7 protein-coding genes are annotated in these 11,811 nt (G+C 30.8%); 1 reads left to right on the top strand and 6 read right to left on the bottom strand.

The genetic code is table 11. The annotated features are described in order from the left end of the window. On the top strand, positions 1–431 hold a 431-nt coding region (locus tag MW688_RS15175), incomplete at its 5' end, for a hypothetical protein (RefSeq protein ID WP_486736854.1). Here MW688_RS15175 and MW688_RS15170 read toward each other — a convergent pair. From MW688_RS15170 to MW688_RS15145, 6 genes are all read right to left on the bottom strand, one after another. Then, complete coding sequence (locus MW688_RS15170; protein WP_486736853.1) at positions 417–1,445, bottom strand: hypothetical protein; 1,029 nt, start codon at positions 1,443–1,445, stop codon at positions 417–419. The two genes, MW688_RS15175 and MW688_RS15170, sit on opposite strands and share 15 nt — an antisense overlap. A 205-nt stretch (positions 1,446–1,650) precedes the next feature. Beyond that, entirely contained in the window at positions 1,651–2,508 is an 858-nt protein-coding gene (locus tag MW688_RS15165; protein WP_486736852.1) for a hypothetical protein, read from the bottom strand. A gap of 21 nt (positions 2,509–2,529) precedes the next feature. Next, positions 2,530–3,582 (bottom strand): hypothetical protein, encoded by a 1,053-nt coding sequence (locus MW688_RS15160; RefSeq protein WP_486736851.1) that lies wholly within the window; start codon positions 3,580–3,582, stop codon positions 2,530–2,532. A gap of 96 nt (positions 3,583–3,678) precedes the next feature. Further along, a complete protein-coding gene (locus MW688_RS15155) occupies positions 3,679–7,830 on the bottom strand; it encodes a P-loop NTPase family protein (protein ID WP_486736850.1) in 4,152 nt (1,383 codons plus the stop codon). Further along, on the bottom strand, positions 7,823–9,265 hold the full coding sequence (locus MW688_RS15150) for an AAA-like domain-containing protein (protein ID WP_486736849.1): 1,443 nt from the start codon (positions 9,263–9,265) through the stop codon (positions 7,823–7,825). The genes MW688_RS15155 and MW688_RS15150 overlap by 8 nt, the downstream gene beginning before the upstream one ends. Positions 9,266–9,968: 703 nt before the next feature. Next, a complete protein-coding gene (locus MW688_RS15145) occupies positions 9,969–10,406 on the bottom strand; it encodes a hypothetical protein (protein WP_486736848.1) in 438 nt (145 codons plus the stop codon). Positions 10,407–11,811: the final 1,405 nt, after the last annotated feature.

Below are 11,811 nucleotides of genomic sequence, written 5' to 3'. Positions count from 1 at the left end.
CCCCATCTTTGGCTTGCGCCCCCATCTTTGGCTTGCGCCCCCATCTTTGGCTTGCGCCCCCATCTTTGGCTTGCACCCCCATCTTTGGCTTGCGCCCCCATCTTTGGCTTGCACCCCCATCTTTGGCTTGCACCCCCATCTTTGGCTTGCACCCCCATCTTCGGCTTGCGCCCCTAATGGGTTTCACATTACAGTTAGTTGCTAACTTAGTTAGTCAATTTGAACAAGATTTTGATTCAGAGAATATGACAGACAAAGAGGAAAAAGAGATCGCCAAAGCGATGTTGAAGTGGAAATTTTTGTTACACAACCAAGAAAAAATTAATAACAATGCTCCTTTATCTAATGAAGAAATCAAGTTAATTCGTCGCTTTCTAAGTGTAGAACCGAAAATTGAAACGTTTTCGCTCTCCAATTTAAACAAAACTTAACTTTTCTATAAGATTTTGATAATATTCCCTAACTTTACTTTGATAAAACATATGGTATGAATTACTATTAAAATTTTCTATCGGGGTTTCAGTCCAAAAAATCACAGCATATTTATAATGCTCTCGCTCAATCAAATAGAAACTCCATATTTCAATAGTGCTGATATGAGAAAAAACCATTTCTAAGGATAGTTTAGAGCTAATATCTAGTTGATTCCAAATTTCTTTACTGCAAACTCTCTCTTTAATCTTCTCAAAACGATTTTTATCTATTTTGGTTTTAAACACTTTTTCTTCAACTTTAAAATACGGTTCATATTTGCTATTACTAGCATCTGAAATATTTAAAATGATAATTCCATCGATATACTTACTTCCTAATTGTAGGACATTATTTAAACCCGAAACAAGATCATCACTTACTAATTTTTTTTCAGGATACAAATATAGACATATTTCTTTTACGTCTTCTTCATACTGTTTTAAGTTAATTTCTTGTTGTTCAAAATAATCACAAACATATAAAAATATATAAAAATAGTTATCATATTTTTTGAAAAAAGCTAAAAGTTTTTTTTGAGAATCATTAAGAGGTATAAAAATGGGTTTATCTAAATAATTTATTATTGTTTTTTTTGATAATTTTTCAATAATTGATTTTTCAAATTTTGAATTAATAATAGAAGAAAAAATTTTTTTAACTACAGGCAAATAATTGTATCTCCTAATTTTGTCTAAATCTGATATGTCTAAAATTATTAGACCGTCAATGTTAAAATTTTTTGGATTAATTTTAGGTTGAAAAATCTTGGTTAGTTTTTTATTAAGATCTTCAACTAAAAAATCTACTTTGATATTCTCTAAGTCATGATTTTTAGAACGCATAAAGTATAAGATAAATATAATAAAAACTAAAAAAAATCCAAAAACTGGTTTAATTACAACAATAAGAACTATTAGACTTAAAACAACTTGTATTTTATAATCTTTCCACCAAGGTTTAAAATTGAGCATTATTTAATAATAAAAATTTTAATATAGCGTGTTTGTATTAATCTTATTCGCTTTTGTAGTAAAATAATATTTTTATAGCACAAAAGCAGTTTGTTGAACTGGTGTTGACGAGACAAAGTTGGCAACAAGAAAAGAATAACTTGAGTTTGTTGATCTATAAATGGCGATGTCGCACAAGGTCAGATTATGACCCTCCTGAGTATAATCAAATCTCCTTGGGTTTATCTATAGATTGAACTGATTGAAGTTTTTTGTTAATCTTAGCTTCTAGATCAATAATTAGCCAATCCGCCCAAGATGAATTGATAGTTTTTAAAAAGTTTAAAACTGCCAATTCAAAATTCAAACTCTCAGCAATTTCTAGAGGAATAGGATCTGGAAAAGGATAATAAACCTCCCAATCATGTGATTCAATATGGTTAGAAATTCCTCGCCACACTTTGGCTTGTTTAAGAGTTTTTTCTGCTTTATTCGTTGTATAAATAATTAATACACCCTGTCGTTTAGGTAACTTAAATTGTTTGAGTATTTTCACTAAAGACTGTCTTGTTTCTGGTGATATTTGAGCCAGTTTATTAAATTTTTCTTCTAGTTCTGTTAATGGCTCACTATTAACTTTATGCTCAATTTGACAGGAAAAAATCAAACTTAATAACTTTTGATAATCTGCTTCAAACCCATGAATACCTCCTAAAGAAACAGTTTCGGCAATTTCCATCGTTAATTGAAGCTTCTCTTCTTCATCTAAAGCACGAGCTGCTAACAGACGAAACGCTTCTTCATTATCAGCAGAGTCTTCTCCAATCCAACCAATAGATATTCTAATTTGTCTTCTGTAATAGTCTCCTCTACCTTTTGGTTCAATAGCAGTAATTAGTAATAATAATTTACCTTCTTTACGAGATAAAACAACAGAAGATTTCTCACTATAAATTAAATTGGTTGATTCATCTTGAAATAAATTAGGAAAATTATCACGTTTCTCTTGGGATGTTTCTGTAACTTCAACCCAAGTATATTCATCACTTGATTTAATTCCACGACTGCGTACAAATATATTCATAATCTATTTATTTCCGTAGTTTTAATCCAGTTTTAATAATTCGTGACCTTGAATAATCTCAAATGGTGGAATAGTAATTCTTCCTTGTGAAAAACTTTTCAAAGCATTATAAATGTCATTATTTGCTTTTAAAAAATTGTTAGTTTTAAAAAAGGCTTTACGAAATATACCTTTTTCTTGATTTTGGATAAATTGATGAATTAAAAAGCGTAATATATAGCGTAATGGTTGGTCAGCCCATTGAGATTCCATAACCGCATCAACTCTAGTTTTATTTAAAAACCATCCTTTCCACTCCCCTGTGTCAATATCAATATCTACACCGCCACAAAGGATACAACCAACGGTTTGTATGGGAGTAATAACCGCAGCTACTTGATTAGATTTAGGACTTAAAACTTTGTCAATTAATTCTGCATATCCTCTTTTAACCTCTTTAACTAATCTTTTTTGATTTTCTGGTTTCTTGACATAAGTTTCACATTTTACTGGTATAAATAGTACTAATCTTTGTTCGTCCTTAGGTAAATTTTCATAAGCAGTGGCAATCATTTTAGTGACCGCTTGAGGGTCATTTAGCTCTTGATGAAAACGTCCATTTTCCTCCATTAAGGCCAAGGTATCAATAGGAATAATAACGACACCACTATCTTTTACTTGGTTAAAATATGTTTGGTACTTTGGACTTGATGAATCTTCCCGTAGCCATCCCCCTGAAATATCTAAAAAATCTAATCCCAGAGTCTTATCTCTACTTCTCCATTTATCCCTTGTAATTAGAAATCGAATATTTTTAGGTTCCTCTGTAGCAGGTACTCCTCGATTGACTGCATCATAATCTTTGACTAAATCTTCTAGTCCTTGTTGATGTTCTTGAATTATGTTGTAACTTTCTTTGTCAATTCCAATCTTAAAATCAGTTCTAGTGATTTCATCTGTAAAATATTTGAGCATAGTAGCTAAAGTACAAGTTTTTCCTACACCACTTGGTCCAAGGGAAGCTACAGACATTTTGAATTTAGGTTCAGAGATTTCATCTCTCAATTCTATTGTAGAATTATTGTTGAATCCCATAACAATTTCTCCTTAATTTTATTGGGTTGAATTTAGAACTTACTTAATCTATTGATAGAGTTATAGATAGTAAGTTTTATAAGTTATACAAGTTTGTTAAATTCTCTCTAAGGTGCTAAAAGAAGAAGCTTTTTGAATAGAATCTTCCCATTGCTGTTTTTCTTGGCTAATTCCCTTGCCAAAATTATCAGGGAACACTTGTGAACTCCACTCCTGAAGTAGAACAAACCAAGCTGTATCTATGTCCTCAGAGTGTCTAACTTCATCTACAAAGCGATGTGCCCGACCATAGACAATGATACTAGGCATTCCTTCTAACTTTTCTAAAGCTTGTCGGCATTTAGAAATAGTATTACGATGTTTAACTTTTAAAATCTTGTGAATTAACTCAATATTTTCTTGATCTGATTTACCAACAGGGTCAAAAACATTAGCAACTACATTGGGATCTAATTCTTCTTCTAATGCTTGGAGAATGAGATGCTCTAAGTGGTATTCATAAGTTATTTTAAAAGAAACCAATTTTTCAAATGCTTCTTTTAATACAGGAAGATCCTCAGGAATTTCTCTTGCCATAAACTTAAGAAATTCTATCCCTCTAGTAGTCGTTATATTTCCTAAATTAGTATCAGTTAAAGCATCAGCAATTTGGTTTTTTACTTTTTCTACATATATTTCAAATCCACTATCAAAAGAATTAAATTTCTTACTGATATGATTTCTTAATTCATTAACGCATTTTTGTAAAATAGCAACCCATCCTTGTCCTATCACTCCTTCATAACGCATCTCATCAATTCTTTTAATTGAATGTACTCCAGTATCTTCTAAACATTCCTTGATAATGTTTCGGGTAGCTGTTTGGAAAAATTTTGTATCGTTTTGATTTTCTTCTATAATCAAAGTCTCAGGACGTATTTCTTTAATTAACTGTTGTAAGTTTCTGTTAATTTTTGTCGTTAGTTCCTTTGCAAGTTTTAAAAATAGGATATTTTCATTTTGGTGTTTAGGAGAAACTCTGAATGCTTGACGGGCTTTTTCAAGAAAAGCTTTTATTTCTCTTTCTAATTGTTCAATAGATTTGTTAGCGATCGCTCCATATTGTGCATCTAACTCTAAAATATGACTTTCTAAGTAATTTAACACTTGTAGCAATACTTTAGAGGCTTCATCAGAATCTGCACAATCAGCAATAATAGGTTCTTGTGCTAATTCAATTCTTTTCTCTTTGATAATGCTTTCTTTTGTGGCTTTACAAACTTCTCCATTATTCTGAACACCTAATCCTGGGGTATGACTTCTTATCTCATTTAAAACCATAAATGACCACTGTTTAATAGGTAAATCTGGTAAGGCTTGATTAGCAATATCAAAAAGATCATAATCTTCTTCTTGTAAAATCCTACCTTTAGGCATACTTACAAAGAGAGCAAAGTCAACATCTTCCCCAAGACTTCTGCGTAAAGTTTCTTTATCTTCTAATACAGTATCCCCTAGTCCAGGTAAATCAATTAAAGCTATTTGTCCTACATCTCCATGAGGAAAATGACAATAAATTTTTACTTCTCTAACCGCTAAATAACTAAAGTTAGTTCTTTGATTATTCTCATCAGTTTGTGATACATATTTTCTAATTTCATCTTGCCTAATAGATTTAGATGAATTTTCTTGTAGTAAATCTTGGTATTCTAAATAATGCTCTTTGCACTTTTCTAAATGTTGATAATAGGCTTTAGCTTTGGCACCCTTCTTGATACTCTCATTTAACTCAGGAAGTGGATTATCAATAAATTGCTCTAATGTTGTTGGTGCTGTTCCTAAATGAAGCACTGGATAGTAAGGTATGATATTTTCTTTGAGAAAAGAATCTGGAGTGTAAAAGAATACTTGGCCACAAGTTTCACTATTAGGTGAGTGAGCAATAGTTACTTTAACTCCTGTACAATTATTGATCGTTCCATCAGGTACTTCAGTTTTTGTTAATCCAGTTAATGCTTGAATAAAACGACTTTTTCCTTGTCCTGCACGCCCAACAAACGCAATCGTTAAATTTTCACGAGAAAATCTTTTATGTAGTTTTGTTAATGCTTGTTCAACTTCTTCAATTTTAGTTTTAATTTCAACAAATAGTGAAAATAAAATGCTTAAATTTCCTGTAACAAATGTATCATTAATATGGTTGACAAGATAACTACAAGTTATCTCCATGCTGTGTAATTGAGATAGTAAAGAGTTAAGTTTTTCAATTTGTTTTTGAACTTTTTTACTGCGAGGATGACGTTTATTAAGAATCTCAGTAATACGAGTAGAGCGCTCCATATTGTTATCCATATTTTTGTCCATATTGTTAAAAGTCATTTGATTATAATTCAATGGTTGTTTAGTAAAAGTAGGATCCTTTGCTGCCATATTCTTATCCTGTTTGTACTGTTTTTTATATTTCTCATATCCTAACGTATTGTTTATATTATTTACTAGGACAAAATCCATATTTTTAGAGTATTTATTCATCATTAATTCATTTATTTTTTTTGCTTTACTTTTATCTCCTTTTGTGCTGAGTAAATAACCTATGGTATTAAGAATTTTTATTGCTAAATAATTATCAAAATCATTGCTTGGTTGTAACCGTTCAGGGGTGTAAGGAGATAATAGGGGTTTCAAGCTCTTTTTCCCGTACAGATTACTATTAATTACAGAATTTCTGAGGTTACTAGATGGCTCAAACCTTAAAACTTCATCCCCCCCCTGAACAGTTACTACATGACAAATATTTAATAACGCTTCAATTTCACATTTATCTCTAATATTAAAAACATTAGTAAATACTTTTTCCCAATATTTAACAATAAGAGTTAATAACTTTTTAGTATCATAAGTTGTTTGAGGAGATTCATCGTCAGGAGGACAAATAATCATTCTAACTTCAGGATTATTTTTCCAATCTTCATCTAAATAGTTATCCATTCTTTCTTCAAAAAAAGGTTCAAGACTTTCTTGAAGAATTTTTAAGGATTTATTGATAACACCACTATTATCCAAGTCTTCAATACTTAATTCATTATCTTCAGGAATTATATTAACTGTTGCTAATTTTTGACGCATTTCGTCAATCCATGTATATTTAAAAATCTTTTCATAAATAGGATTAGCAATTTTTAAATATACTTTATCGTTTTCAATAAGTTTAATCACTAAACCTGACATCAGAAGATCATCATGAATATTATAACCACGTTCCCATTTAACTGGTTGTTTATTCAATATCTTTCGTTCGTAATAATTTAAGACTTGAAGTTTATATTCAATTTCATTTTCATGATTAGTTAAAAATAATTTTTGTATTTCTTGAAAATGCTCTTTCTCCTCTTTTTCCTGATTAATCCATCTTTTTATAATATCTTTCTCAACCAATTTATCAACATTTTCAACAGTTATTTTGATACTCTTATTAAGAAGTTTTTTTGAATGATATTCTTCTCTTAATAAATAACAAATTAACTGAGTTAAAAAAGGTTGTCCATTTGTCCAATAAAAAACTCTTTCAAAAATTTGAGGAGGATTATCTGTAACTTCCTTTAATCCTTCTATAAGAGGTTGACATTTTTCTAAATGAAGATAAGCTAATTCTGTTGTTGTAGCAATATTTAAAGCAGCGTCCTTAGTAAATTCATTTAACTTCGCAACACCGATAAGGACAAAACCAACTTTCTGTAAAGTTTCATCTTTGATATTAATTTTATCCTCATAAATATTTTTAAGACATTGAACAAATTCATCTTGAAAATCATATTTAATTAAAGCTTGAACTTCATCAACAAAAATTACTAGCTTTTTAGCTTTTAAACTAGGTAATATTTTATGCCATAAAAATTGTATAAAAAGCTCAGGAGGTAAATAATTTTCATAGTTTTCTGTCCAAAATGTATTAAGTTCCGATTTTAATTCCTTAGCATTTGGGATTCCTTCACATATTTTAACTGTAAAAGTTCTCCAAAACTTTTCTGTATAAGCAGTAGCTTGAAGATTAATAGCAACACCAATTATTTCCTCATTTTTTAATTTAAAAATAGTACGATTTTTTAAACTACTTTTTCCTATTTGTCGAGGTGCTAAGAGAAAATGAATATTATTTTCTGGGTTAATATTTTTACAAAAATTGAGTAACTCTATATCCCCATCTCTTTCAACATAATTCTTACTATTTGGTCTTAAACTTCCTCCTATATCGTAAATATAATTAACCATTGTCATTATCCTCCCATACAATATCTTTAAAATACTTTTTATAAAGCTCACATCGAACTTTAGGTTGATTTGAAGAATCTAATTTAATTAATCCCATTTTCAACAAGTAAATTTCCAATAATCTATTAGATTGACTATTTTCTATTATTTCTTCATTAATTATTCTTAAAAATAATTCACGAATTTTACGATTTTTGGATTTATTTAAGATTTTCTCATAATCATTAAGATGATAATAAAAAGGACTTAAAGGTGAATTTGCTTCTTCTTCTAGCATCTTAATACTCATATTATTATGAGCAATACTATATAAAGCCTGATTAATTAAATAGGGATGTCCTCCTATAAACTTCTTTAACTCTTTCGCTGTTTCAACTCCTCCATCCCATTCAACACCATAATTTCCAGCTAAGCCTAATATCTGATTTTCATGAAATTCGTGTAAGTCAATTTTTTGACAATTTACATTGGCAAAAGGAGAATTTCGATTACCCCAATCACTATAATCTTCTACCGAATAAGCAAATATTATGCTAAACCGATTCCATTTATCTGATTTAATATAGTCATCAAACCAAATACGAAGTATATCCAAAAAAATTTGCGATTCTGTGGCGAAAATTTCCTGAAAATTATCTATTATTAAAATAATGGGTTTATTTTTTAGAGATTCAAAAATTTTGTCTTGTAAATAACTTGTTAATTTATATTCAAGATCCAAATCATCTAAATCTGATACATCAAACTTATCTAAATTAGTTATATCCTCAAATTCTTTGTATATAGACTTTAAAAAAATATTGCCAAACTTATCTAAATCATTGAAGCTTTCCCCAAATTTATCACTTTTAAAATCCAAAAATCCTACATGACACTCTTGTTTTAATAAATAATTTTGTATTCTTTTTAATAAAGAAGTTTTGCCAGTTTGTCTTGCTCCTTGTATTTTAATAAAAATTCCCTGCTCTAAATTATTATAGTTATTATCATTATCATTATCATTATCATTAGACACCTTCAAAAGTTGTTCACAAAAAATATCACCATTTCTTTGGATGTATCGAGTATCTGATAAAGGAATCCAACCTTTTAAAACAGGTAAATTGAACATGGCAGGTAAAGGGGATTTATCATAAATAATTCTATACTGATTTGCTCCTCTACCTGCACGTTTATGCGTAACACTTATTATTTTGTGTTTTTCTAATCCTTTGAGAAATTGTTGAATTTTTCCATCTGATACATGAATTTCTTTTGGTTTTAAAAATTCTTTAAAGCCACTTACTGATATTTTGACATAATCTTTGGAGTTTAATTTTTGTTTCACTTTCTCTGATTCAATTATTTGACATATGGCAAGATATAATTCTTGATCTTCTTTATTTAAAGAAGCAATATATTTTTCTGGTGATAGATTATCAATATTGTCAGTCATCGTACATTTTCTTTTTTAATTTGTAATCACAAAAATAATCTACTAATAAAGAGTAGAAATGAAGCAGGACTTTAAAATATCGAAAAGACTACTATGGTTTAATGAGATCGTCAGATTATTTCTCTGAAACCTTTACTATATATAGCAATTCTCATACTGGTGAGGTACAGAGGTTATCGCTTTGACTCAGATCTTTCACCAGAACTTATGTACTAAAATAACCTCAGAAAAAGTTCATTTCTCTTTAGCCAATATCTTGCAAAGGTATACCAATTTTTAAGCGTTGAGCATCAATTCTTTAACTCATTACTTCAAAACTCAACCGCTCTGAGATTACCTGCTCAAAATTGCCAGCCTTTACCAGTTAATGGTTTGGGGTCACAAATAACTTATGAAGTGGCGGAGAGCGCCTCCCAATAACTCAAGATTATTGACCACAAAACAGCCTCTAAGGCGCTCTCCGCTTTCGCTGGCAATTTTGAGTAAGTTTATTGCACCCCCCACCAGTAACTTTGGGTAAAGATGCAAGATCTGAGTATAACCTTATTTCCAGAAAATATTAGCGATCTCGAAGAGATCGAGAGCGAAGCGAGAGTGCGCCCTTATTTTATCTTCAAGCCTGAGCACTTTTCCTCATTAAATTACACCCTAGAATAAAACAGCCCTGCCTCTGAACAGTTACATCACTTCAAATAATCAAACATTAAGCAATCTGATCATATTCTTTAATCAAAGGTAATAACCTTTCTACATACAAAGGCACAGATGATAGATGTGTGTGTAGTCGGGATTCTTTTGTAAATTTTCCCGTAAAAACAAGTTTATAGGCCGAAAATACAGTGACTAAAGTCCACATTTCCATCTCTTTATCAACTTCACTTTTATTCATAAAGGAAACGAATTCTAGCTTGGTATTTTCACTAAAATTTAACTTATCTTTAGTGGTTTCATCAAACGTGTCAAATAGTTGCGGAGCGGTTGTAGCATCAAATTCTCCACCAAAGCCTGTTACTCTTGATTTACCTTCTACACTAGAACCGACTAAAAATGCGATTCCATCAATACCATTATCTTTTTTGGCACAATCATTTAAAATAGGTTGCATTGCTTGAATTACGTCATCAGTATTTTGGTAAACCATTTAAAACTTACTCCGTGAGATAGATAATTTGAATAATTGAGAGGTTGAAATGAAGTACAATAAACATTCTAGAAATAAAAATGTATGATAAAAACTTTTTAAAAATACAATAAGTTATGGATTATTTTTAAATCAGGGAATTAAATATACTTCTATTGTCAGTATAGCCTACATTTTTATAAATCAATTCATAAATTTGACTATTTTTTCGTTTTTAATTGATCAAGTTTTAACTCTCTAGTTGCACATTTTCAAATCCTTCATATATACTGAATTTTCACTTAATAGTTAAATGTGCAACTATCTTCTTTTACTAGAAACTAGTTGCCTGAGATCTTGCACCAGAACTTATATAGCCTTTTTAAGGCTGGTGAGGTACAAAGGGTTATCCTTTTGAGGCAAGAGAGGCAAGAGAGGCAAGAATCAGATCTTCCACCTTTAGCAAAAGCTACTGGTTGGGGTTGAGTAATGAGTAAGGAGTAAGGAGTAATGAGTAAGAGAATTGATGTTAAACCTCTAGGAGACAAAGATTATAGAGAATTAACCATAAAGAACATTTTTCCTAAAAAATTAGTACATAAGTTCTGGTGGAAGATATGAGAAGAGAGTTAGGTACAACCTCATGAGTCCTTTGAAATGCTATATACTTTCATTAGCTCAGTATAATAAGATTCTTGGAAGTGTATTTATTACTCCAGGTGTTTTCTGGATTAATCTCACATCTTCCACCAGTACTTATGTACTAAATTAACCTCAGAAAAAGTTCATTTCTCGTACTTCCTAAGATCTGGCAAAGGTATACCAATTTTAAAGCGCGATCGCATTAATTCTTTAACTCATTACTTCTTACTTCAAGACTTCAAGACTTCTTACTTCTTACTCATTACTCTTTACTCCTTACTCATTACTCAACCACAACCAGTAACTTTGGGTAAAGATGCAAGATCTAAGTTGTAGTCACCGTCAAATTGTTGGGTTTCGTATTCCAAGGGCCCAACCTACAAGATTTAAATTTTTACTTATATCTATTGAAACCTTGTTTTTAGCATAATTTAGTCAAATTGTTGGGTTTCGTTGCCTCAACCCAACCTACAATATCTGTTCGTGAGTTCCCTCTTCACGCTTCGCGTAGCGCTATATATAGCAATTCTCATACTGGTGAGGTACAAAGGTTATCCTTTTGAGGCAAGAGAGGCAGGAGGCACCGAGTTAGGTACAACCTCATGAGTCCGAAAAATGCTATATATTTATTAATGATATCCGCAAACCACAGGAAGAGATTTTTGACACCATTCAATATTTATCAATATCAATATAACCATTTAGTAGGGGCGCAAGGCTTGCGCCCTTATCTTCGGCTTGCGCCCCCATCTTCGGCTTGCGCCCTTATCTTCGGCTTGCGCCC

Source organism: Johannesbaptistia floridana, from assembly GCF_057440575.1.
The sequence above is the reverse complement of the archived record's forward strand: the minus strand, read 5'-3'. Positions and strand labels throughout refer to the sequence as shown.